We start from the raw sequence: 25,128 nt of genomic DNA, 5'->3' as shown, positions 1-25,128 counted from the left end.
TGAATGGCACAATTTTTTATTCATCGCCCCATTTTTGCGTGGGTGATTGCATTAGTCATTATGTTGGCGGGTATTCTCACGCTAACTAAAATGCCTATTGCACAGTATCCGACGATTGCACCACCGACAGTTACAATTGCTGCAACTTATCCTGGTGCATCGGCTGAGACTGTTGAAAATACTGTAACCCAGATCATTGAACAACAAATGAATGGTCTAGATGGTTTACGTTATATTTCATCTAACAGTGCGGGTAACGGTCAAGCTTCTATTCAATTAAACTTTGAACAAGGTATTGATCCGGATATTGCACAGGTTCAGGTTCAAAACAAACTGCAATCTGCAACTGCTCTTTTGCCTGAAGACGTTCAACGCCAAGGTGTGACGGTTACTAAATCTGGTGCAAGCTTCTTGCAAGTTATTGCATTCTATTCACCAGACAATACTCTGTCAGACTCAGACATTAAAGATTACGTAAACTCGTCAATTAAAGAACCACTTAGCCGTGTTGCTGGTGTTGGTGAGGTACAAGTCTTTGGTGGTTCATACGCAATGCGTATCTGGCTCGACCCTGCAAAACTTACTAACTATCAGTTAACACCAAGTGATATTGCGACTGCTTTACAAGCGCAAAACTCACAAGTTGCTGTAGGTCAGTTAGGTGGTGCACCAGCGGTTCAAGGTCAAGTGCTTAACGCAACAGTAAATGCGCAAAGCTTGTTACAGACACCTGAACAATTTAAAAATATCTTCTTAAAGAACACAGCATCAGGTGCTGAGGTTCGTTTAAAAGATGTTGCTCGTGTAGAGTTAGGTTCTGATAACTACCAGTTCGATTCGAAGTTTAATGGTAAACCTGCTGGTGGTCTTGCAATTAAAATTGCAACTGGTGCTAACGCACTTGACACCGCTGACGCTGTTGAACACCGTTTAGCAGAATTACGTAAGAACTATCCAACAGGCCTTGCAGATAAACTGGCTTATGACACGACTCCATTTATTCGTCTTTCAATTGAAAGTGTTGTACACACATTAATTGAAGCGGTAATTTTAGTGTTCATTGTTATGTTCTTGTTCTTGCAGAACTGGCGTGCAACGATTATTCCAACACTTGCTGTACCTGTTGTTGTATTAGGTACATTTGCTGTTATTAATATCTTTGGTTTCTCAATTAACACCTTAACCATGTTCGCTATGGTATTGGCAATTGGTCTTCTGGTCGATGACGCCATTGTTGTAGTGGAAAACGTTGAGCGTGTGATGAGTGAAGAGCATACCGATCCGGTCACGGCGACTTCACGATCAATGCAACAGATTTCTGGTGCGTTAATTGGTATCACAAGCGTATTGACAGCGGTATTCGTACCAATGGCATTCTTTGGTGGTACAACAGGTGTAATTTACCGTCAATTCTCGATTACCCTTGTAACAGCAATGGTTCTATCGTTAATTGTAGCGTTAACCTTTACCCCTGCACTTTGTGCAACCATTTTAAAACAGCATGATCCTAACAAAGAACCAAGCAATAATATTTTTGCTCGTTTCTTCAGAGGATTTAACAACGGCTTTGACCGCATGTCGCATAGCTACCAAAATGGTGTTAGCCGCATGCTTAAAGGCAAAATCTTCTCTGGGGTACTTTACGCTGTAGTGATTGGCCTACTAGTGTTCTTGTTCCAAAAACTCCCATCTTCATTCTTACCAGAAGAAGATCAGGGTGTGGTTATGACACTTGTTCAATTACCACCAAACGCAACGCTTGACCGTACGGGTAAAGTGATTGACACCATGACAAACTTCTTCATGAATGAAAAAGATACTGTGGAATCTATTTTCACCGTTTCAGGCTTCTCATTCACGGGTGTTGGTCAAAATGCTGGTATTGGCTTCGTTAAGTTGAAAGACTGGAGTGAACGTACTTCACCAGAGTCTCAAATCGGTGCTTTAATTCAGCGCGGTATGGCATTAAACATGATCGTCAAAGACGCATCTTACATCATGCCATTACAGCTTCCTGCAATGCCTGAACTTGGTGTAACAGCTGGATTTAACTTGCAACTTAAAGATTCAAGTGGTCAAGGCCATGAGAAACTTATTGCAGCACGTAATACGATCTTAGGTTTGGCTTCACAAGATAAACGTCTTGTAGGGGTACGTCCTAATGGTCAAGAAGATACACCTCAGTATCAAATTGATGTAGATCAGGCTCAAGCTGGTGCTATGGGCGTTAGCATTGCTGACATTAACAACACTATGCGTATTGCATGGGGTGGCTCATACATTAACGACTTCGTTGACCGTGGTCGTGTGAAAAAAGTTTATGTTCAAGGTGATTCGGATAGCCGTATGATGCCTGAGGACTTAAACAAGTGGTATGTACGTAATAGCAAAGGCGAAATGGTACCGTTCTCTGCATTTGCTACAGGCAAATGGACATATGGTTCTCCTCGTCTTGAACGTTATAACGGCGTATCATCGGTTAACATTCAAGGTACACCTGCACCTGGCGTGAGCTCTGGTGACTCTATGAAAGCCATGGAAGAAATTATTGCTAAGTTACCATCTATGGGCTTACAAGGTTTCGACTATGAATGGACAGGTTTATCACTTGAAGAACGTGAGTCTGGTGCTCAAGCTCCATTCTTATATGCGCTTTCATTGTTAATCGTTTTCCTTTGCTTAGCTGCATTATATGAAAGCTGGTCTATTCCGTTTTCGGTTTTACTTGTAGTACCACTTGGTATTATTGGTGCAATCGTATTGACTTACTTGGGTATGATTATTAAAGGAGATCCAAATCTCTCAAATAACATTTACTTCCAAGTAGCAATGATCGCGGTCATTGGTCTTTCTGCAAAAAATGCGATCTTGATTGTTGAGTTCGCAAAAGAGTTGCAGGAAAAAGGTGAAGACCTACTTGAGGCAACTTTACATGCTTCAAAAATGCGTTTACGTCCAATTATCATGACTACCCTTGCCTTCGGTTTCGGTGTACTTCCACTTGCCCTTTCAACAGGTGCCGGTGCAGGAAGTCAGCACTCAGTCGGTTTCGGTGTACTCGGTGGCGTACTCAGTGCAACGTTCTTAGGTATCTTCTTTATCCCTGTATTCTATGTATGGATTCGTAGTATCTTTAAGTACAAACCAAAAACCATAAACACTCAGGAGCATAAATCGTGATGCAAAAAGTATGGTCTATTTCAGGTCGTAGCATTGCGGTATCTGCACTTGCGCTTGCTTTGTCAGCTTGTCAAAGCATGCGCGGCCCAGAACCAGTCGTGAAAACCGATATTCCAGAAAGCTATGCATATAACAGCGCTTCTGGTACGTCTATTGCTGAACAGGGTTACAAACAGTTCTTTGCTGACTCTCGTTTGCTCGGAGTGATTGATTTGGCGCTTGCCAACAACCGCGACTTACGTACAGCAACGCTCAATATTGAACGTGCCCAACAGCAATATCGAATTACGCAAAACAACCAGCTTCCAACAATCGGAGCAAGTGGTAGTGCAATTCGTCAGGTTTCTCAAAGCCGTGATCCGAATAATCCCTACTCTACTTATCAAGTAGGTTTGGGTGTAACTGCCTATGAACTCGATTTTTGGGGCCGTGTACGTAGCTTAAAAGATGCTGCACTAGATAGTTATCTTTCAACGCAAAGTGCACGTGATTCGACTCAAATCAGTCTGATCAGCCAAGTTGCTCAAGCATGGTTAAACTATTCTTTCGCAACAGCGAATTTAAGACTTGCAGAGCAAACGCTTAAAGCACAACAAGACTCTTACAATCTCAACAAAAAACGTTTTGATGTGGGCATCGACAGTGAAGTTCCACTACGTCAGGCACAGATTTCTGTAGAAACTGCGCGTAATGATGTAGCGAACTACAAAACACAGATTGCTCAAGCACAAAACTTGTTGAACTTGTTAGTGGGCCAATCAGTTCCACAAAACTTGTTGCCAAACCAACCTGTAAAACGCATTACTCAACAAAATGTATATACAGCTGGTTTACCGAGTGACTTGCTTAACAACCGTCCAGATGTGAAAGCTGCTGAATATAACTTAAGCGCTGCTGGTGCGAATATTGGTGCTGCAAAAGCACGTTTATTCCCAACAATTAGCTTAACGGGTTCTGCAGGTTATGCATCAACTGACTTAAGTGATCTATTTAAGTCTGGTGGTTTTGTTTGGTCAATTGGTCCAAGCTTAGACTTACCAATCTTTGACTGGGGTACACGTAAAGCCAATGTGAAAATTTCTGAAACCGATCAGAAAATTGCATTGTCTGATTATGAAAAATCAGTTCAGTCTGCGTTCCGCGAAGTTAATGATGCGCTTGCAACTCGTGCCAATATTGGTGAGCGTTTAACAGCTCAACAACGTCTAGTAGAAGCAACTAACCGCAACTACACACTGTCAAATGCCCGCTTCCGTGCTGGTATTGACAGTTACTTGACAGTTCTTGATGCACAGCGTTCATCTTATTCAGCAGAACAAGGTTTATTGTTGCTTCAACAAGCTAACTTAAATAACCAAATCGAGTTATATAAAACTCTAGGCGGTGGTTTAAAAGCAAATACTTCAGATACAGTGGTTAATCAACCATCAAGTGCTGAACTTAAAAAGCAATAAGTTTTAAATAACTTAATTTATAAAAGCTCACTTCGGTGGGCTTTTTTATTGCATCTGATGTGAATATTTTTTATCTTGAAACCTTAAGAATTTAGATTGATAAAAAACAATGTTACTGAGTAATTTAGAAAGTGTTCCGGGCCACCAGATTGTAAAGCAACTTGATGTTGTTTATGGAAGTACCGTCCGTAGTAAACATGTTGGCCGTGATTTGATGGCAAGTTTAAAAAATATTGTAGGTGGTGAACTTACAGGCTATACCGAATTATTAGAAGAATCCCGCCAAGAAGCCATGGATCGTATGATTGTCAAAGCTCAGCAACTTGGTGCGAATGCAATTGTTGGTATTCGGTTTTCAACTTCAAATATTGCCCAAGGTGCTTCTGAATTATTCGTATATGGTACGGCTGTGTTTGTTCAACCTCAAGCGCCCCATCTACCAGATCCATTTAGTGCATAGGTAGAAAATGGACAATCTTATTTTTCAGCTTGTTATTTTTCTGATTCTTTTCAGTATTGGTTGGGGTTTTGGCCGCCATATTGAACAAAAACATTTGAAAGAACTTCAAGAAAAAGAACAGCAATTTGCCCATATCAGAATTGATACCAATCGTTTTGCAACGAGTGATCAGCTAGGTCATTTTATTAGTAGTAATGTCGTGATTTCTCATGACTACTTTAAATACGTATTGGCATCCATTAAGAATGTTTTAGGTGGAAGACTTACCAGTTATGAAAGTGTAGTTGAGCGTGCTCGCCGTGAAGCCATTGTTCGTTTAAAACAACAAGCCCATACCGCAGGAGCTAACCATATTATGGGAGTTCGGCTGAGTACAACCGAACTTGGTATGCAAGGTGGCATGGTTGAAGTATTTGCTTATGGTACAGCAGTAAAAGACTAGCACTGCCCCATAGCAGAAAAATGTATACGCGGATTGCCAATATTTTTAGTTAAGTGTTGGCAAATTCCGGTAATTTTCCAACTCTCTTGTTGTTTTGCCAAAGTAAAATAATAACGACCAAACGAATGAAAATAATCATTTTCCGAAAAACGATAAATTTGATAATTACATTCTAACCATGCTTGATCTTGTTCAATACGGATAAGTGGATTACTTAGGTTATGCTGTAGTCGTAAATGCGATAAAGCTTGTTGCCGAGAACCTTTATATTCATGACAAGACACGACACATAAAGGCTCTCCCCTAAACTGGAAATAGTCCACCTCAAGTTGATCTGCCAATAAATCATCAAAAGCGTCCCAATTTTTCTGGTCAAAGACCAATTGAAAACGCGTAATGACGTCTAAAATACGGTGATAATCTTGATCCATGGTGAACCTTCTATGCGGGTTTTCCATCAATTTAGCACGGCGAAATCACTTTTTTATTTTACTTTTGTTTTCCGAATCATTTTATAGAGAAGTTTTGGTGACATCCGAGAAACCATAACGCCTAGTTTTTCTTTGCTTCCCCCAATAACAATATATTCTTGACCATGCATTAAGGCTTTAACTGATTGCTGAGCAAATACGTTTGCCTCTAAACCATTCTCAATGGCTTCATCTTGATGACCTTGAGGTTGCCCAGCACCATTTAACGCATTAAAGGACACATTTGTTTTTACAAAGCCCGGGAAAATAACAGAAACTTCAACACCTTGATCTGAGACCTCAGCACGTAAACTATTTGCCCACATGTGAATTGCAGCTTTAGCAGCAGAGTAGCTTGCGCGGTACTGAGTTCCTAATAAACCTGCCACACTCGACACAAATACAACTCGGCCAGACTTTTGTTTTAGCATGGTCGGCAGCACAGTTTTGGTTAATGCCACTTGAGAGAAATAGTCGACTTCCATAATGGCCCGTTCGGTTGCCATTGTTGTGTCTTCAATTAAAGCACGTTGGCTTAAGCCCGCATTATTAATGAGCCAGTCAATTCGCCCTTTGGCTTTTAAAATCTGCTGGTAAGCTTCTTCTACTTGTTTTTCATCAGTAATATCGGCAACTACAGACAAATGATGCTCTGGTTTTAATAAACCAACTCGAACCTCTTCTAATTCTTCAAAACGACGCGAAGTCAAAATTACTTCTGCCCCTTGCAAAGCCAACTCCCCTGCTAAGGCCTTGCCCAAACCAGAAGATGCTCCCGTAATCCATACCACTTTATTTTGTAAAGTATCAAGTTTGGCCATGCTTTATGTTCCTATTATCTTTTTAAATTATGCTGCTTGATGCATGAAGGCCAAAAAGTGGTTGATATAATGAGTTGCTGTGGTCTGATCAACCTGTGTACCTAACTTTTCCAAACGTTTATAGCCCAAATGCGTCGTCATGTTGATCACTCCGTTAAGAGTTTTATCGACAACTAAATTAAATTTTAAACGCTTTTTAGGCTCACGTACTAGGCTTGTTACGCCTAAATCTACAATTTGTATTAAGGTTTCAAAAGCCGCTGTAATACTTTGCATATTACCGTCACGAATTTGCTGCGTAAGGTTTTGAGCTTGTTGTACGAGTTGCAGGGTAACTGGGTAGGTAATATAAACTTGTTGCCCCTGTTCTTTCATCAGAGATGTCATGTAATCGACTAAAGGCAAAAGACGCTCATTTCCAAAGAATGAAACTGACCAAGGCATATATTTTCGAAAAGTCTCTAAAACTTGCTGAACCACTTTTTCAGACTCAGCTTGTTGTTTTGGAGACATGGTTGTACTTCCTGACTGTAAAAGCACAGAAAAAACCTGTTCAATAATTTCACAAGAAAGATCAGAGAGTACATCGCCTAAAGGTTTTGCCTGACTTTGACTTACCCCATCATGCAGTTTCTGCCGAATGGTCTCGAATTGGGTATAAGTTGAATCGGAAATTTTCAAAAAAACTTCATAACTCATGAGCAACATCCTTTTTCAATTCGTTTGTAATTTTTGTGCCGTGTGTCTACACGATTAAATTGTGATCCATCTTTCATAAATCTACCGTTTTTTGAAAAAAATACAAAACCGTTTATCTGTTTTCAGCACATTAATTTCGAGGCATTTTTTTGCTACAATAGGTGCAATTTTTTATGCATATTCGATCTAAGCTACTATGACTGACGCTCAAACCGCTCAAAATATTGCGACCACATACGATCCAACCGAGATCGAAAAGAAGTGGTACCAAACGTGGGAAGAACAAGGTTACTTCAAACCTTCTGGTCACGGTGAATCATTCTGTATCATGATTCCACCACCAAACGTCACAGGTAGTTTGCACATGGGCCATGGCTTTAACAATGCCATTATGGATGCCCTCACCCGTTATAACCGTATGATGGGTAAAAACACTTTGTGGCAACCGGGTACTGACCACGCTGGTATTGCAACTCAAATGGTTGTTGAGCGTCAACTTGGTTTACAAGGTGTGACTCGTCATGACTTAGGCCGTGATAAGTTCATCGAAAAAGTTTGGGAATGGAAAGAACAATCTGGCGGCACAATTACGAAACAAATTCGTCGCTTAGGTTCATCTGTAGACTGGTCACGTGAACGCTTCACAATGGACGAAGGTTTATCAAACGCAGTTAAAGAAGTATTCGTTCGTTTGCACGAAGACGGTTTAATTTACCGTGGTAAGCGTCTTGTAAACTGGGATCCTAAACTTCAAACAGCACTTTCTGACCTTGAAGTTGAAAGCAAAGAAGAAAAAGGCTCACTTTGGCACTTTAAATATTTCTTTGAAGACAAATCAGTTAAAACTCAAGATGGCAAAGACTATTTAGTCGTTGCAACGACTCGTCCTGAAACATTACTGGGCGATACGGCTGTAGCTGTTCACCCAGAAGATGAGCGTTATGCACACCTTGTTGGTAAAAATATTGTATTGCCAATTACTGGTCGTTTAATCCCGATCGTTGCTGACGACTACGTTGAAAAAGACTTCGGTACTGGCTGTGTAAAAATCACGCCTGCTCATGACTTCAATGACTATGATCTAGGTAAACGCAATAGCTTGCCAATCATTAATATCTTCAACAAAAACGCCGAAGTTTTAGGTGAGTTTGAATATATTGCAAAAGCTGGCGAACAAATTTCTAAAACGATTACTGCACCTGCGGAATATGCTGGTTTAGAGCGTTTTGAAGCACGTAAAAAATTAGTTGCTCAAGCTGAAGCTGAAGGCTGGTTAGATCAAATCCAACCATATGACTTAAAAGCTCCACGCGGTGACCGTTCAGGCGTAATCATTGAGCCATTACTGACTGACCAATGGTACGTAAAAATTGCCCCGCTTGCTGAGCCTGCAATTGAAGCAGTTCAAGATGGTCGCATTAAGTTTGTTCCAGAACAGTACAGCAACATGTACATGGCATGGATGCGTGACATTCAGGACTGGTGTATTTCACGTCAGCTTTGGTGGGGGCACCGTATTCCAGCTTGGTACGATGCAAATGGCAACATCTATGTTGGCCGTAACGAAGAAGAAGTACGCGCGAAAAATAACATCGCTGCTGACGTTGAACTTAAACAAGACGAAGACGTTCTTGATACATGGTTCTCATCTGCACTTTGGACATTCTCAACTTTAGGTTGGACTGGCGACGCACAAAAAGATGCAGCGAATGATTTCTTAAAAACTTTCCACCCAACAGATGTATTGGTGACTGGTTTTGACATCATTTTCTTCTGGGTTGCCCGTATGATCATGATGACTCTGCACTTCATGAAAAATGAAGATGGTTCATCTCAAGTTCCATTTAAGACTGTTTACGTTCACGGCTTGGTACGTGATGGTGAAGGTCAAAAAATGTCGAAGTCTAAAGGTAACGTACTTGACCCATTAGACTTGATTGACGGTATTGATTTAGAAAGCTTAGTTGCGAAACGTACAACTGGCCTCATGAACCCTAAAGATGCAGCGAAGATTGAAAAATCAACGCGTAAAGAGTTCCCAGAAGGTATCAATGCTTATGGTACTGACGCAGTTCGTTTCACGTTCTGTGCACTTGCAAACACGGGTCGTGACATCAAGTTCGACTTAAAACGTGTTGAAGGCTACCGTAACTTCTGTAACAAAATCTGGAACGCAACTCGCTTCGTTCTGATGAATGTTGAAGGTCAAACTGTTGGTCAAGAGGCCCGCCCTGATCTTTGGGAGCTTCCAGAACAATGGATTATCAGCCGTCTGCAAAAAGCAGAAGCTGCTGTACATCAAGCGTTTGCAACATATCGTTTAGACCTTGCTGCTCAAGCAATTTACGACTTTATCTGGAATGAATACTGTGACTGGTATGTTGAGTTAACTAAACCGGTTCTAAACGACGCAGAAGTTTCAGAAGAGCGTAAAGCTGAAGTACGCCGTGTATTGCTTGCAGTCATGGAAGCTTCTTTACGTTTGGCTCATCCGTTAATGCCGTATTTGACAGAAGAAATCTGGCAGACTCTTGCACCAATGCTTGGTCAAGGCGGCCCAACGATTATGACTGCTCAATACCCGATTCCTGAGCAAGCAAAAATCAATGAACAAGCTGAAGCAGATATGCAATGGCTTCAAGGTTTGATTGGTGCGGTACGTAACATCCGTGGTGAGTTAGGCTTAGGTAATGCGCGCTTGTTGCCAGTATTACTTCAAAACACTTCTGATGCTGAACGTGAACAAATTATTCGTATTGAAGCATTGTTCAAAGCATTGGCTAAAGTTGAAAGCATTGAATTCTTGAATAAAGACCAAGAGCCACCATTGTCTTGCTCTAGCGTTGTAAGTCATGCATCGGTATTTGTACCAATGAAAGGTTTAATTGACCCTAAAGCTGAGCTTGCTCGTTTGCAAAAAGACTTGGATAAAATCCAAAAGCAACACGACCAAATCGCGGGCAAACTTGCAAACGAAGGCTTTGTATCTAAAGCACCAGCAGCAGTTGTTGAAGGTGAAAAAGCGAAGCTTGCTGAGTTTGCTGCTCAGTTAGAAAAAGTTAAAGCGAATATGGAGCAGATTGCTGCGCTTTAATGCAGTCATTTGATTCAAAAAATCCCCTCAAATGAGGGGATTTTTTATTTCCATTTTTCTAAATAATTTGTAAAGACGTTAAAATGTCCCTTAATTTGTCTTTTGATGTTTTTTGAATCAAACTCACCAGCAACGCGGTAAGCGTAACTCACATAATTTCTCTTACCTATATATGTAAATCTAGTATATAAAGTTCTCATATACATATTATGATTATTATGTGAATTAGTTCTTTGCAACCTATTATAATGAGCAGTTCTCATTCTAATAGCTTTTCTTAATTTATAATGAAATTTTGACAACCCAGTTTCGCGTAAGAAAACTTCTTGCCCATCATATAATAAACCTAAATATTGTAGCTTATGTGGATAATTAAAACTTGGCACGCCATTTTTCTTAACCAGCCCATCTTCAAAAACAACACACTGAGTTTTTTTATCATTAATCTTTAATTTCAAAGCATCAATTTCTTGAAAGATAAAACTTTTAATCTCATCAATATGTTCATTATCAACAATAAAAATCATATCATCACAATATCGAAAATACTCCCCATTAATCCCTATTATTTTGTTTTTCATATTCTTATCAAAATTCATCATATAAATATTTGATAACATCCCACTCATTGGAGAACCTTGAGGAATTCCTTTAACTTTTAGATTTCTTTTAATTAGCTGATTTTTTCTAACTACATTACGGAAAGTTTGAATATCACACAATCTATCCATACGCTTATGTAAAGTTCGAGAGTTTAATGATAAATTTAAATTTTTATATAAATCTTCTTTATTTACATAAGCAAAATTAGTTAAAGATTTAAAAACTTGATAATGATCTTTAGGTAATCGTGATTCACCAAGCACCTCTAACCACATTTTTTTTAATAACTCATGGTTCAAATTATCAAAAAAACCTGAAATATCTAAACACAAAACAGAACAATTTTTCTTTTCATGTATATAATCAAAAACTTGTTTTGCAAAATGTATATTACACATAGATATTTTTTTAAAATAATTATCTTTGCAACTAACTTTTCTAAATGCAATAATATTATTTGATAAATTATTATGGTTTAAGAAATCTTCATATTTTAAAGATAATAAATGTGCGTAATAAGCATAAATATTACCATCAATATGACTAGGGAAATTAATAAGTCGTTCTTTTTCTTTAAAATCCAGCTTCGATATTTCAGTTTTTCTCTTATTAACCTTACCTTCTAAGGTTACAGTTTTAATTCTTTTTTTTATTTTTCTACAAATTTTTTCATCATTAAGTTTATAAGAAATCATTGGAAAAAAAGAATGCACTGATATTTTCTCTTTATCCACAACATACTCAAAAATTTTTTGATTACTTATTTTTTTATCAAAATGTAGGTAATTACGAAATTTATTTCTTTTTTCAAAAAATTTGGTATTTATATTTTGCATTTTGCCAACTTTGGGAGATTAGACGACTGTTATCTGTATCCTTCAAAAGGACATCCCCCAAAGTCTACTGAAGACATAAACTCAAGCCTGTCTATGCCTTCCTCCTTTTTCGGTACAGTCTAAACATTTCAAAGGAGTATGTGTAGAATGCTACTAATCAGTTTCACTCTCATGCTGTATCAAAGCAGTGGGATCAACATCGACATAACAACAATCATCGAGATATTGATGAATAGTTCGAACTATTCATTAATATCGAGGTTTACATCTACAACCTTCTCAGCAATATATGACTATATTCTGACAAGCAAACCACTAGTAAAACAACTACTAGAGGCAACAGAATTCTAATTAATTCTTTATTATTTTCAAAGTACTATTTTTTAAATATAAAAAATTAAAGCACTTCATGCTCAAATAATATTCTCAATCCTCTCTCTTTCCCCATATATATCAGTCTATACTTTTCTGCTTTTAACTGTTGCTTGATACCCTAATTCCCTCCTCCTCTCAGGAGGGTGAGGGAAACTTACAACACCCCATGCTCCAACAGCATCTCTACCCCACTCACCTTTTTCATATGCTTTAAACGTTCCTTTTCCCACTTTGTCTGCTGCTTTAATTCAGCACAGTCGGCATCTATAGCTTTATAAACATCATTAATATGCACATGCTCTACTTTTACGTTTTTTGCTAACTGAAAAGAATCCAAAATCTCAGCAATTTGGCTTTCAAGCTGCTGACTTTGTGCATCTAAAGCCAACTTATAAAACCGCAATTGCTCGGCAGATAACTCTTTAGCGCCTAGCCCTTTATTCTGTTCAAGCTGTAACTGGAGTTTGAGTAAATAAAACAAATCCTGCTTTTCGTAGGCCTGACTTGCCTGTTGAAACAGCTCGGTTTTTTCTAATTTTTTAGTTTCATCTTGCTCACGGTCTGGGTGAATCATTGCAGCAATTTTTAAATAAACTGTTTTGAGTGACTGGGCTGCCATTTGCTCGGCTTGTTCACGTTTCTGTTGCTGCCTTTGCTGTTTGGCTTGCTCTCTCGCTTGTTGTTGCTCGGCAGCGTACTGTTCAAAGTCTTCTTCAAATTCTGCACTTTGCTCAGCACTTACTTCGTATTCAAATTTTATTGAATGAGCTTTTCTATTCTTTTTTACCGACTCTTGTGTATGTTGCTGATAAAAGGTATCGATTTCCTTCACTAACTCTAACTGCTCAGCAGATAGCATTTTGGAGCGCTTCAACATGTGTGCAAGCTGGGCATTTTTTTCATCGAGTTGTTGCATGTCTGCTTTAGAAAACTCATGGCTATGCAACATATTCCAAAGTTGCTCTAACTGTTGAAATAACAATTCGTGCAAATCGCTATACACAGGCATTAGTTTTTGCCGTATGTGCTGTTGAATCTCAGCTTGTGCATTTTGCCATGTGCTCAGGCTAACTTTTTGCTGCTCTATTTTATCAATCAGGTGATTCAGTTTTTTCTGCTGTGCAGACGGCTCAGACCTTTGCTGCAAGCTGACTTTGAGATCAAAGGACATACTCATCCACCCGAAAAAGAAAAAAGTGTAGCAATAATCAGATGAGGAAGGTAGCAAAGCATTCTTTAAATACGATTCAACCTAAAGATTTATATCTTAAGAAATCCACCAAATCACTAATGGCAAGGTTACTGCGGCACATAGAGTTTGAAAGCTAATCACGGCTGCCATGAGCTGACTATCGCCACCCAAAACTTTAGTTAAAATATATGATGCGGAAGCAGTCGGTAACGCAAAGAAAATAACTAAAATTTGTGTTTGTAAACTTGGTAAACCAAACCACATGCAGACAGCGTAAGCCAAGGCAGGCACTGCTAAAAGTCGAGCAAACGTGTCTGCTGCCAATACCACAATGTCCTTTTTAATTTGCATAAACTGTAAAGCTGCGCCAACACATAACAAACCTAGTGGCAAACTCGACACTGAAAAAAGCTTAATAAACTGGGTAAAGCCTTCCCAAATTGGGATATGAAGCGCATTGACTGCTGCCCCGACTACACACGATGCAATTAAAGGATTTTTAAGGAGTGCAATCAAAACAGGTTTAATTGCCATATGTTCTTTAGAGGTTAGAGCAAGCACCGAAATAACATTCACGAGCGGAATGCAAAGCGCCAATAAAATTGCCAGTATTGCCATTCCTTCACTTTTAAAAAGCGAAGTCACTAAGGCCAAACCAATATAGGTATTAAAGCGAACCATACTTTGTACGTGCACACCAAAACGCGCAGGCGGTATGTGCCAAAACATTCGGAGTATGTATAAAAAGATAGTCACAGCTAAGACCACAATCAACATTGCAATGATGGCTGTACTCAAGCTTTGTAAGTTAATTTTTGCAGTCGATAGCGTACTAAAAAGCAAAGCAGGAAATAAAATATAGTAATTGAGCTTCTCTGCCCCAGCCCAAAACTCATCACTAAAAAAACGATATTTTTTAAATAAGTATCCCGATGCAATTAATGCAACTAAGGGAAAAAGAGATAAAACAATGCTATTCATTTCTTTACTCGAGTTTTGTTGAGGTTTGCTGTTTGGCAACTACCTTGGCTTACTCATATATTAAAGATAATGAAAACTCATGATAAAATGAGTTTTTACTCATAATAAGTACAATATGACATTTACCCAGCTTGAAATTTTCGCACTCATTGCTGAACTAAAAAGCTTTACTGCTACAGCAGAAAAGCTGGGAATTTCACAGTCGGCAGTTTCCCATGCGCTTAAATCATTAGAACAACAATGGGGCATTAACCTGATTTCAAGAAATCAAAGTGATATTGAGCTCACCACGACAGGTCAGCAGTTATTGACTCATGTAAAGGAACTATTGAGTATTGCCAATACCTTAGAAAAAGAAGTGGCTGCCATCCACGGTTTAAATGAAGGAACATTACGTATTGGTTCTTTTGGTGCTTCATCTTCTATTTATCTATTACCTGAAATTTTAGAAAGCTTTCGGCAGCGCTATCCTAAAATCGAAATTTATATTGATGAAGGTGAAGATAAAGAAGTTGCTCAGTGGTTATTGGAACGGCGCATAGAAGTTGGTTTTTTGATTATGCCAGATGAGCGATTCGATACATTCCCTTTAATTGAAGATCGTTTTGTTGCCTTAATTCCCAATCAATTTCCACTTGCACAACAACTCTATATTGATCCAGCACAGCTAGAAAACTGTCCTTTCATCATGACAATGGCTGGTAGTCGATATCAGGTCGAATTAATTTTAAAAAACTTTAATGTAAAACCAGACATCAAATTTTATGTGTCACAAATTTTGAGTATCGTCAGCATGGTACACAATCAATTAGGGGTGTCCATTGTGTCTGATATGGTCATCACCAAAGAATTACTCTCACTTTATCCAAACGTAGTTAAACGCCCTTTTAAACCGAACCTTAAACGTTCGATTGGTCTCGCAGTCAAAAATAAAAAGCACATGAGTCCCGCTGTGAAAGCATTTATTGAAGTTGCCCAATCGGTTTGGTCAAATCATTAAATGATTACGAATAATTTTTAGGAATTTGATAACGAACTTTTTCAGGTCAATTTATAAGCGCATTAGATGACTTGTAACGTAAAAAGCGCCATAACTGCCCTATCTTAACCAAATCAACGCACCATTTATCGCCAAAAACCACTTTTCCAATTCAAATTGGTGCACTTATTGCATATTCACTTTTATGCAATTGAGTTTGTTTCGACAAACTTAGGTTTTTAGATTCCTTAAATCTATTTTGGTGCAATTTACAGACCCAGATTTGTTCCAAAATGGAATTTAGCACTTTTTTCGAGCATGCTATGCAAAATGTAGATCTATTTTTCTTATTACTTGGTGCTGTTTTGGTTCTTGCCATGCACGCAGGTTTTGCATTCTTGGAACTTGGTACAGTTCGCCATAAAAATCAGGTGAACGCACTAAGTAAAATTCTGACTGACTTTGCCCTTTCTGCAATCGCATATTTCTTTGTTGGCTATTACATTTCCTATGGTCAGCACTTCTTCCATGATGGTACAAGCCTCGCAAGTGATCATGGCTACAACTTAATGCGTTGCTTCTTTTTACTGACGTTTGCTGCGGCTATTCCTGCCATTATTTCGGGTGGTATTGCTGAACGTGCAAAAATGCGTTCACAAGCAATTGCGACACTCGCTTTAGTTGCACTGGTTTATCCATTTTTCGAAGGTATGGTCTGGAATGGTAACTACGGTCTGCAAAAATGGTTAGAAGTAACTTTTGGTGCAGCCTTTCACGACTTTGCAGGTTCGGTCGTGGTACATGCTATGGGTGGTTGGATTGCACTTGCTGCCGTGATTTTATTGGGTGCACGTTCTGGTCGTTATAAGAAAGATGGTCGCGTAAGTGCTCACCCTCCTTCTTCTATTCCATTTTTAGCGCTCGGTTCATGGATTTTAATTGTAGGCTGGTTTGGCTTTAACGTGATGAGCGCGCAACGTGTTGATGCAATTTCAGGTCTGGTTGCCATTAACTCACTCATGGCTATGGTCGGTGGAACCATTACAGCAAATGCGATTGGGAAAAATGACCCTGGTTTCTTACATAACGGTCCACTTGCAGGCTTAGTTGCAATCTGTGCGGGTTCTGACATTGTTCATCCAGTCAGTGCGCTGGTTATTGGTGGTGCAGCTGGTGCAATGTTTGTGTACCTATTTACCTACACACAAAACAAGCTCAAAGTGGATGATGTGCTGGGTGTATGGCCTTTACACGGCGTATGCGGCACCTTTGGTGGTATTGCGGTGGGTTTATTTGGTCAAAAATGGCTTGGTGGTTTAGGCGGTGTATCTTTTGCTTCACAGCTCATTGGTACAGTACTTGCGATTGCGATTGCGCTCGCTGGTGGCTTTATTGTTTATGGCTTACTCAAAGCAACTATTGGCATTCGTTTATCTCAAGAAGATGAGTTTAGAGGTGCAGATTTATCTATTCATAAAATTTCTGCAAACTCTGAAGAAGGTATGTTCTAACTCAACAGCTGATAAGCAGGGCCAAAATGTCCTGCTTATCATTTTCTTAAAATTCCTTACTACCCAAGTTAATTAAAAATTTCTTTAAATACATAATATATATCTATGAATCATCAATATTATTTTTTAAGTCGCAACTTTATTTCAACATTAAATTTTGTTTAGTTTAAGAACAATTTAAGTTTTATTTTATGTAATGCCTTCAACTCACACTCAAATTGATGTTGCATGGCAATGAACCAACAAAAACAATTTTTTCAACTTCAACTTATTTTTCTTGCCCTTAGTTTTTTTATGCTTTTATTTATATTTCCAGTGGGTGGGAAAATTGATATGTATTTCATCCAGCCTTGGATGGATTCAACGGGTCATTTCTTTAATCGGGACAATTGGTACCTTGTCAGAGTTAACCATGAAATCGTAAAACAGATCATTACCACCGTTTATGTGATCTTTTTATTTCTGTGGATTGCGTCATTTAAAGTAGAAAAATTGAAGCTTTCCCGCTGGCAATATGGCTATATGTTTTTTGTGAGCATGATTGGTAGTGGTGTAGTTGGCCTATTAAAATCACAATCTGCTCACGCTTGCCCTTGGAACATGGTTCATCCGACTGCTTTAAGTTATGTGTGGGACTTTACCGCTACGCATGGTCATTGCTTTCCAGGGGGGCACGCAAGTGCAGGCTTTATTTTAATGACAGGCTTTTTTGTTTATCGCCTTGAGCAACCTAAACGCGCCTATTTTTATCTGATCGCTGGCATTATCTTAGGCTTTCTAATGGGCTGGGGACAAATGATGCGTGGCGCCCATTTCCTTAGCCACAACTTATGGACAGGCTGGGTCGTTTGGGCAGTGAATATCTTATTTTATAAAATATGTATTCACCGCTTTGAGTTTGAAAAACGAATCAAACAAGAACTTGTTTAAATCAAGTTCTTGCTTCATGAATATGTAGAGCTTTAGGCAATTTAACTAAAACAGAGAGTCCGCCAAGCTCTAAGCTTCGATCTAGTGTCAAAGTTCCACCTAAACGCTGAGTCGCTCGGTCAACAATTGATAAACCTAAACCACTACCCACTTCAAGGTGGTGGTGTACACGATAAAAACGTTTTAAAACTTTATCGTAATGTTCAGGGTCAATCCCTGCACCGCTATCTTCAATTTGTATACACGCATCGCCATCTGTAGCAGTAAAAACTGAAATATTAATCATTCCTTCATGAGGCGTGTATTTGATTGCATTATCAATTAAGTTAAAAATAATTGAGTGTACTGTTGGCTCAATACTATGCATTTCAATTGGTTCGTTGCGGACAAAACCTAGGTCAATATCTTTTTGCATAGCTAAATTAACCAGTTGTTCAACACAATTTAAAGCGACATCATTGAGTTGAAAAGTTCTGGTCGGTTCAATCACACTTAAAGAGACATCTTGCTTAGCCAAAGCCAAAAGCTGGGTAACCAAATGCTGAATACGCGCTAATCCTTTACTCAAGTTTTGCAGCGCTTCATGCTCAGGAAACTGACTGATTAAAATCTTGGTTTGTAAATTTAGAGCTGTGACAGGAGTTCGTAATTCATGAGCAGCATCTGCAATAAATTGTTTCTGCTCATTTTGAGCTTTAGAAATACGCTCAAACAAACGATTCATTTCATCAATAGTTGGCAATAACTCTTGAGGATAGTCCGAAACTTCAATGGGAGTTAACTCTTCCGAATCGCGTTCCTTTAGCTCATTTTTAAAGTCATCTATCGGCTTTAGGCCTCGACCAATAATTGCAGCCAAAGCAAAAATCGCAAATGGCAAAATAATTAAATACGGAATAAACATACTTCCCGCAAGTTCCCAAGCAAAAGCTTCGCGAACTCGTTCTTGTTGACTGACCTGAATCTGGTAATCTTTTAAAGGCAAAACATAAGTTCGCACTACGCCTTGGCTAGTTTTATGAGAGTAAAAACCAGCTTGTGTAACAGGTGCAACCAACAGATGTAAACTGTGAGATAAATGAGCCTGATCCTTATAGGCCCAAATATCTAAAAACAAATCTTCTTCATGATAAGTTTTATGTAAATCAAACTTACTACTTACTGTTCTTAAAGGGTACTCAGCTGTTCGTTCTGCTAAATACTGCATTTGAGTATCTAAAATTTCATCAACTTCTTGAAGTGCAACCTTATAGGCACTAAAAATTAATATACAACCTAAGATGACACTGAAAATTGAGGTGCCCCAAATCAGTCGTTTCTTTAATGAATAATGCACTTTTATAAAGTTCCAAAATTGAAGTGAGGATTACCCTAAACGGTAACCCAACCCTCGAATAGTTCGAATAAAGTCTTTTCCAAGTTTAGCTCTCAAGTGATGCACGTATACTTCTATCGTATTACTGGTCACCTCACTGTCGAAATCATATAACTTATCTTCAAGATTTGCTTTAGAAAAGATTTTATTTGGATGACTCATTAAAGGAATAAGAATCGCCCATTCACGGTTCGACAAATCAATCCGCTGGCCTTTAAAGGTTGCAATATGTTGTTCAACATTTAAAACCAGATCGCCATTTTGTAAAAGTTGCTCATGATTCGCAAGTTGAGCTTCTACTCCAGTACGGCGCAATAGCGCATGAATACGGGCAAGTAACTCATCGAACTCGTATGGTTTAATTAAGTAATCATCTGCACCGTGGTTTAATCCATCCACGCGGTTTTGCAACTGGTCTCGTGCCGAAATGATTAAAACTGGAGTGACAGCTCTTTGACGGATTTGCTTTAAAACCTGCATGCCATCCATCATCGGCAAACCTAAGTCTAATAAAATGATATCAAACTTATTTTTGGCCAATTGAGCCAGACCATCCAAGCCATTATTGACCCACTCCACCTCAAATTGATGATATTGCAGCAACGTTATTGTTGACTCAGCAATCATAAAATCATCTTCAATCATTAAGATTTTTGTCATGTTCTAGGCTCGCTTTAATTCACATGGGCACATGAGTGCAACATGTCCAGTTGAGGGTTAATGACCTGAGTTTTCACATCCAGCATACTTAACAAACTTGGGAATAAATTATCCTGACTTAACTTTTGTTTCGTTTGTTGGCCTAAACAACTCACTTGCGCAAGATTGTGTTGTTTCCAGTTATCAGAGAACCACATAATCATTGGTACATGTGTTTGTTGAGTCGGTGCAATTGCATAAGGTGAACCATGTAAATATAAACCATGTTCGCCAGTTGATTCGCCATGATCAGATAAATACCATAAACCTGTTTGATATTTCGATACTTCTTTTAAATTATTAATCATCTGACTTAATACATGGTCTGTATATACGATTGAATTATCATAGCTATTTATTAATTCGGTTGGAGAACAGCCCTGTATCGCATTAGTATCGCAAGTCGGTTTAAACTTTTGATATTCGGCAGGCGCACGCTTGTAATAGGCTGGACCATGACTGCCGACTTGATGTAAAACAATTAAACGTGGACGCGTGTCTTCTTTAGGAATAGTAGCTAAATATTCATTTAAGCTATCAATTAAAATATCATCAAGACATTCGCCATCTTTACACCATTTTTGCTGTAGCTTTTCTGGAATTTGATATTGCTCAACACGATCACATGCGCCTTTACAACCAGAATTGTTATCAATCCAAGTCACCTGATAGCCCGCACGCTTTGCAATATCAAGTAATCCTTCACGATGACTTGCTAATTGCTCATCATAGTCAACACGTGGCATGCCCGAGAACATGCATGGAACTGAAACAGCAGTGGCTGTACCACATGAGCTGACTTGAGAAAAATTCAAAATATCTTGTTTAGAAAGCTCTGGATTCGTATTTTTAGCATAACCATTGAGTGAAAAACTTTCCGCACGAGCTGTCTCACCGACAACTAGCACCATAAGTTTAGGTAAACCTTTTTGTGCAGTCTGAACCTGATGAGCATCTTGACCATATTTTACAAGAGGAAGATTTTTCTTAGGTGCCTTTTTATGATAATAAGACATTAAAGAAGAAATAGTGTTTTGAGGAGAGATCATACCTTTTAAATCACGATGCTCTCTAAATATTGCTGCAAAATCAACATAATATGTAAATAACAAACCACCTACAACTGCGAAGGCAATAGCTATAGATAATACTTTCTTAACTAAAAGAGGAACTATTCTTTCTTTTTTGATCTTTACCTGAGTAATCAAAAAAATAGGTAAAATAACGAAGAAAACTGTCCAAAGTCCAAAGCGTAATGAAACCAAATCAGAAACTTCAGATACATCTGTTTGTATCATATTTTGAATCTGATCAGGCGAGATGATTACACCTAAAGTATTTACAAAATAAGAGCTAAAACCACCAATGAAAACCAGCAAAATTGCAAAAATTTTGGCCGTCCATTTCCAGTTTAAAATTTGTAAAAGCGCATAATACGCAGCAACAACAATAAGCACTGTCGCAGCTAAAAATAGAATAGCTTTTACTCCAAAATATGGAGTTAAAAGATGTACTTTGTTATAAAAACCAATATTTAAAACTGCACCTAACCAAATGGCTATAATGAAATTAAACATAAACAGTGAAATCTGTTTATTTTTTAAGGTAGAAAAAAAATTCAGCATCTTGGGGGGAACTACAATCTTTTTATGATGCTTTACTGTAGAAATTGAAACTTAAAAATGACTTAAATAAAAAATGATCTAATACATAAATCTTAAAAAATACTTATTTCAAAATTTTTCTAATAAAAAGACGAGGTTAAATTTAACCTCGTCTTTTTTGATTTTTAACTAAATATTGTTCTTAGAAACTATATTTAGCCATTAAACCAACACGGTTATCTTTGTAAGACTTACCATCAAAGGTATCACGCTTACCGTTAACGTATTCAACACCTAAATCAATTGGTTTAACTGGTGTATAAATCACGTTAAGCCATGCTTGTTGAACTTTTTCATTAGCAGATGTATTTGCTTTAGCGTAGTCAGTACCATCATCAGAGAACTGTGCACCATATGCTAAAGTTGAACGCAAGTTAGGTAAAATCTTATAAGTTCCACCTACTTGTACTGCTACAAATTTATTTTGTTCAATATCGCCATTCACAACTTTATAAGCTTTATTACTGCCATATAAGTAGTTACTGTTACCTACAACATAAGATGCATCAGCAAAGAGTTTTAAAGGATCAGATACTTTAAAGTCGGTACCAACAGCAACACCCCAACCTGTTTGGTTATCATGAGCATCTTTTGATTTATAGTTTTCAACTAATGCACGAGCTGAAGCAGAACCTTTTCCATCTGCATAGCCTTGAGTGATTTTAGCAGTTAATACAGGTAAACTATATTTGATGCTATCATCTGTATCGACAAATACAGTATTACCACTTGAATCTTTTACAATATTACCATTAGCATCTTTCTTTGCAACTGTAGTTAGACCTGAGCTATCACCTTCTTCAGCCGATACAAACAATTGTGTAGTTGGCCCTAACTTGTAGTTATAGCGTACTTGCGGAACACGCGTTGTACCACCACCAATGTTAGTCGAGAAGTCGATCATTTCTGGTGCATGGCTTGCCAAGAAGTTAGATGTTGTTTGACCAAACAACCAGTTGTTATATGTTACATACGCATGACGAACACGCAATGAGCCATTTGAATCTGTTGTTGAACCTGCAAAGTCGACTTCGAGTTTACCACCAACTTTGGCATCATTTACTGGAGCAGTAAAATCTAAACCAAGGCGTGTAGTTTTAGCAGTCGCACGAATTTTATCAGTCGCTTCACCTTTTGAATCAGCAACCTTACCAAAGTCGTTATCCGCACCTTCAATAATATAGTTAGCGTCACCACGAACAAAACCATATAGGTTCACATCAGCGCCAGCTTTAGATTTAAATCCCGCTAACGGCGAAACTGGTGCAGCAACTGGTTGTGCCTTAACTTCAGCTAACTGTACTTGCTGTTGTTGCTGTACTTGCTGTTGTTGTTGCTGTACTTGGCTTTGTTGTTGAATTAAAGCTTTTAAAGCCTCAACTTCTTTACGAAGCTGTTGAATTTCCGCTTTGTCGGAAGTCGCAGCATGTGCCCCACTCATCATTAAAGCCGTAACTGTAAGAGCTAAACTTTTAACAACGAAAGATTTACGATTAAGGAATAGATCCATCAAAAACTCCAAAAAATATATTTTATGTTGCCTATCCATGCCAAGTTGATTTACGCCATTAAATTAGGTGACTAAAAAATCAACTCTCCTCCACTTTGGTTACATTAATTTTATTACCGCAACCAAAACCAATTTCAACGTTATGCAAGACCAAAACCAATAATCAAAGACATAAAAACTATACTTTGACTTACAGATTTTCACCTTAACTTCATGTTGTAACGAATCCTACACAACTCTCTTATCTTATAGAATGATTAAATCGTTATTTCATTATTCTTTTTTAGACTTTAGGCTAATATCCAATCTACTTGAACATTTTTCTACCCATTTTAATTGATTCACATGATTTTTCTTGTTAACGAAATCCATTTTTACTCCAGTTAGCTTCCATTTGCTACCCAAACAAGATGGCACAATTAATAGAGCATTTAAATAGCTAAAAACATACAATTTTAAAAACATAGACAAAGGTAGTAGATAATGACGAGATCACTCCTTAATCGATATTAAATTTCTTTATTTCATTTAGTTAACATTATTTTTCTTGTAGTTTTGCATGTTTCCAGACAGAAATAGGGAGCAAAGTAACAGTGCCAATAATGACAATAGCTATCAAATAATGGAAATAACCGAAAGCATCTCCAAACACACCACTCAAGCTATAAAGCCCCCCACTCACAGTCGCCATGACTGAAACCTGAAAGGTGAAATCTGTACCTGCATATTCTTTTCGACTGTAGTGCATGACTAAGGTCAACATAACCACCAACAACATTGCCGAGAATGCATCCTCTAAAGCATTGACTGTATAAATCGCCCAGACATTGAGTTGAATTTTCTGTTCGTAAGCATAAGCTAAATAGGCATAGGCTGCTAAACTCATGATTTTAAATATTGAAAAAATAATTAAAGTAGTGGGTCTAGAGAAGTATTTAAGCACTCCACCAGCTATTGCTGCCCCTGCCAGTGCTGCTACTGCACCAAGCATGGTGATATAAACACCAATTTGAGTAAAACTTAGCCCCATATCGACCATTAAAGGTTTAAGTAATGGTCCAGCTAAACCATCTGCTACTTTAAAGGTAACAAGTACAACTAACCAAGAACGAAGCTCTGCATTTTGAGAGAAATAACTCAAGTAGGCCTTAATTTTTATGACTAAATTTTGCTGGCTAGGTTTAAGTTGATGACCTGAATAAACTGCATGTTTAGGTTCTTTAAATAATAAAACGGGTAAAGTATTTAAAAACACCAAGGCTGCTAATAACAGGAAAGTGGGTTGCCATGTTAACCAGTCTAAACACCAGAGTACGGCACCTCCACCGACAATAAAACCGAGTCGGGAACCAATCACCTGAAATGTATTTCCCCAATGTTGCTGGTCATGCTTTAACAAATTGACGGCCAAAGCATCGGTCGCAATATCTTGTGTTGCTCCAGTTAAGTTCATTAAAAGAAGCGAAATAAATAAAGCAAATAAATAAAGAGGTTGGTCTAAAGCCTGAATAGGGAAAAAAGACAAAATACACAGCACAGCTACCGTCAAAAACTGCGTAGGTAAAATCCAACTACGATAGTGCCCCAAACGGGAAAGTGCATGTCGGTCAACCCACGGCGCCCAAAAGATCTTAATTGACCAAGGCAACATTAATAGACCAAAACCACCAATATGAGCGAGTGACACGCCTTGTGCCCTTAAAATAACAGGTAAAGCATGAGTCATAAAACCGACAGGTAGCCCTTGTGCCCAATATAAGGAAAATAGCAGAAGATAAAGATTTTGCTGCCGAAACATATATACCTACTTTTTATTTCTTTAATGAGGAATAACATCAAATGCCATGTTGTTC

Annotated in this window: 19 protein-coding genes and 1 pseudogene; 8 read left to right on the top strand and 12 right to left on the bottom strand. The window is 38.3% G+C overall.

Annotation, left to right across the window (positions count from 1 at the left end):
* The first annotated feature begins 3 nt into the window (after positions 1 to 3).
* The 4 genes from adeJ to ODQ17_RS07360 all read left to right on the top strand — a co-directional run bounded on the left by adeJ (position 4) and on the right by ODQ17_RS07360 (position 5,536).
* Positions 4 to 3,180, top strand: coding sequence for a multidrug efflux RND transporter permease subunit AdeJ (gene adeJ, locus ODQ17_RS07375; protein ID WP_005309992.1), 3,177 nt, complete (start codon positions 4 to 6; stop codon positions 3,178 to 3,180).
* A complete protein-coding gene (gene adeK, locus ODQ17_RS07370) occupies positions 3,180 to 4,634 on the top strand; it encodes a multidrug efflux RND transporter outer membrane channel subunit AdeK (RefSeq protein ID WP_049838025.1) in 1,455 nt (484 codons plus the stop codon). The genes adeJ and adeK overlap by 1 nt, the downstream gene beginning before the upstream one ends.
* Positions 4,635 to 4,743: 109 nt before the next feature.
* Complete coding sequence (locus ODQ17_RS07365; protein ID WP_322902726.1) at positions 4,744 to 5,094, top strand: YbjQ family protein; 351 nt, start codon at positions 4,744 to 4,746, stop codon at positions 5,092 to 5,094.
* A gap of 7 nt (positions 5,095 to 5,101) precedes the next feature.
* Positions 5,102 to 5,536, top strand: a complete 435-nt coding sequence (locus ODQ17_RS07360) for a YbjQ family protein (protein ID WP_322902723.1) — start codon at positions 5,102 to 5,104, stop codon at positions 5,534 to 5,536.
* Here ODQ17_RS07360 and ODQ17_RS07355 read toward each other — a convergent pair.
* The 3 genes from ODQ17_RS07355 to ODQ17_RS07345 are packed head-to-tail and all read right to left on the bottom strand — an operon-like array spanning position 5,533 to position 7,526.
* Positions 5,533 to 5,967, bottom strand: a complete 435-nt coding sequence (locus ODQ17_RS07355) for a nuclear transport factor 2 family protein (RefSeq protein WP_322902722.1) — start codon at positions 5,965 to 5,967, stop codon at positions 5,533 to 5,535. The two genes, ODQ17_RS07360 and ODQ17_RS07355, sit on opposite strands and share 4 nt — an antisense overlap.
* Positions 5,968 to 6,020: 53 nt before the next feature.
* Positions 6,021 to 6,827, bottom strand: a complete 807-nt coding sequence (locus tag ODQ17_RS07350; protein WP_252612134.1) for an SDR family NAD(P)-dependent oxidoreductase — start codon at positions 6,825 to 6,827, stop codon at positions 6,021 to 6,023.
* A 27-nt stretch (positions 6,828 to 6,854) separates the two neighbouring features.
* Complete coding sequence (locus ODQ17_RS07345; RefSeq protein WP_199945388.1) at positions 6,855 to 7,526, bottom strand: hypothetical protein; 672 nt, start codon at positions 7,524 to 7,526, stop codon at positions 6,855 to 6,857.
* 196 nt (positions 7,527 to 7,722) lie between these two features.
* Between ODQ17_RS07345 and ODQ17_RS07340 the strand changes: the two genes are divergently transcribed.
* A complete protein-coding gene (locus ODQ17_RS07340; RefSeq protein WP_322902718.1) occupies positions 7,723 to 10,620 on the top strand; it encodes a valine--tRNA ligase in 2,898 nt (965 codons plus the stop codon).
* A 44-nt stretch (positions 10,621 to 10,664) separates the two neighbouring features.
* Here the strand turns inward: ODQ17_RS07340 and drt2 are convergent, their stop codons facing one another.
* From drt2 to ODQ17_RS07325, 3 genes are all read right to left on the bottom strand, one after another.
* Positions 10,665 to 12,059, bottom strand: a complete 1,395-nt coding sequence (drt2, locus tag ODQ17_RS07335; protein WP_322902716.1) for an antiviral reverse transcriptase Drt2 — start codon at positions 12,057 to 12,059, stop codon at positions 10,665 to 10,667.
* 529 nt (positions 12,060 to 12,588) lie between these two features.
* Positions 12,589 to 13,605: a molecular chaperone DnaJ gene (locus tag ODQ17_RS07330; protein ID WP_322902714.1), complete on the bottom strand. Its 1,017-nt coding sequence runs from the start codon at positions 13,603 to 13,605 to the stop codon at positions 12,589 to 12,591.
* A 96-nt stretch (positions 13,606 to 13,701) separates the two neighbouring features.
* Positions 13,702 to 14,607, bottom strand: a complete 906-nt coding sequence (locus ODQ17_RS07325) for an AEC family transporter (protein WP_322902712.1) — start codon at positions 14,605 to 14,607, stop codon at positions 13,702 to 13,704.
* A gap of 115 nt (positions 14,608 to 14,722) precedes the next feature.
* Here ODQ17_RS07325 and ODQ17_RS07320 point away from each other — a divergent pair, with 115 nt between their 5' ends.
* From ODQ17_RS07320 to ODQ17_RS07310, 3 genes and pseudogenes are all read left to right on the top strand, one after another.
* Entirely contained in the window at positions 14,723 to 15,607 is an 885-nt protein-coding gene (locus ODQ17_RS07320) for a LysR family transcriptional regulator (protein ID WP_322902710.1), read from the top strand.
* Between the two features lie 302 nt (positions 15,608 to 15,909).
* On the top strand, positions 15,910 to 17,097 hold the full coding sequence (locus ODQ17_RS07315) for an ammonium transporter (protein WP_322902708.1): 1,188 nt from the start codon (positions 15,910 to 15,912) through the stop codon (positions 17,095 to 17,097).
* A 221-nt stretch (positions 17,098 to 17,318) separates the two neighbouring features.
* A pseudogene (locus ODQ17_RS07310) lies at positions 17,319 to 18,027 on the top strand (phosphatase PAP2 family protein).
* A 1-nt stretch (position 18,028) separates the two neighbouring features.
* Here the strand turns inward: ODQ17_RS07310 and ODQ17_RS07305 are convergent.
* From ODQ17_RS07305 to ODQ17_RS07280, 6 genes are all read right to left on the bottom strand, one after another.
* Positions 18,029 to 19,363: an ATP-binding protein gene (locus ODQ17_RS07305; protein WP_151827141.1), complete on the bottom strand. Its 1,335-nt coding sequence runs from the start codon at positions 19,361 to 19,363 to the stop codon at positions 18,029 to 18,031.
* Positions 19,364 to 19,393: 30 nt separating this feature from the next.
* Positions 19,394 to 20,062, bottom strand: coding sequence for a DNA-binding response regulator PmrA (locus ODQ17_RS07300; protein WP_005309947.1), 669 nt, complete (start codon positions 20,060 to 20,062; stop codon positions 19,394 to 19,396).
* 14 nt (positions 20,063 to 20,076) lie between these two features.
* Positions 20,077 to 21,726 carry a phosphoethanolamine transferase gene (locus ODQ17_RS07295; RefSeq protein WP_322902704.1) on the bottom strand — a complete coding sequence of 550 codons (1,650 nt, stop codon included), beginning with the start codon at positions 21,724 to 21,726 and terminating at the stop codon, positions 20,077 to 20,079.
* A 181-nt stretch (positions 21,727 to 21,907) separates the two neighbouring features.
* Positions 21,908 to 23,275: a DcaP family trimeric outer membrane transporter gene (locus tag ODQ17_RS07290; protein ID WP_151827143.1), complete on the bottom strand. Its 1,368-nt coding sequence runs from the start codon at positions 23,273 to 23,275 to the stop codon at positions 21,908 to 21,910.
* A gap of 273 nt (positions 23,276 to 23,548) precedes the next feature.
* Positions 23,549 to 23,740 carry a hypothetical protein gene (locus ODQ17_RS07285; RefSeq protein ID WP_322902757.1) on the bottom strand — a complete coding sequence of 64 codons (192 nt, stop codon included), beginning with the start codon at positions 23,738 to 23,740 and terminating at the stop codon, positions 23,549 to 23,551.
* A 73-nt stretch (positions 23,741 to 23,813) separates the two neighbouring features.
* Positions 23,814 to 25,073, bottom strand: a complete 1,260-nt coding sequence (locus tag ODQ17_RS07280; protein WP_322902702.1) for an MFS transporter — start codon at positions 25,071 to 25,073, stop codon at positions 23,814 to 23,816.
* Positions 25,074 to 25,128 lie beyond the last annotated feature (55 nt).

This window comes from Acinetobacter sp. IRS14 (assembly GCF_034650275.1).
Classification (GTDB): domain Bacteria; phylum Pseudomonadota; class Gammaproteobacteria; order Pseudomonadales; family Moraxellaceae; genus Acinetobacter; species Acinetobacter oleivorans.
Note: the sequence above shows the minus strand (reverse complement) of the source record. Positions and strands in the feature narration are given on the sequence as shown.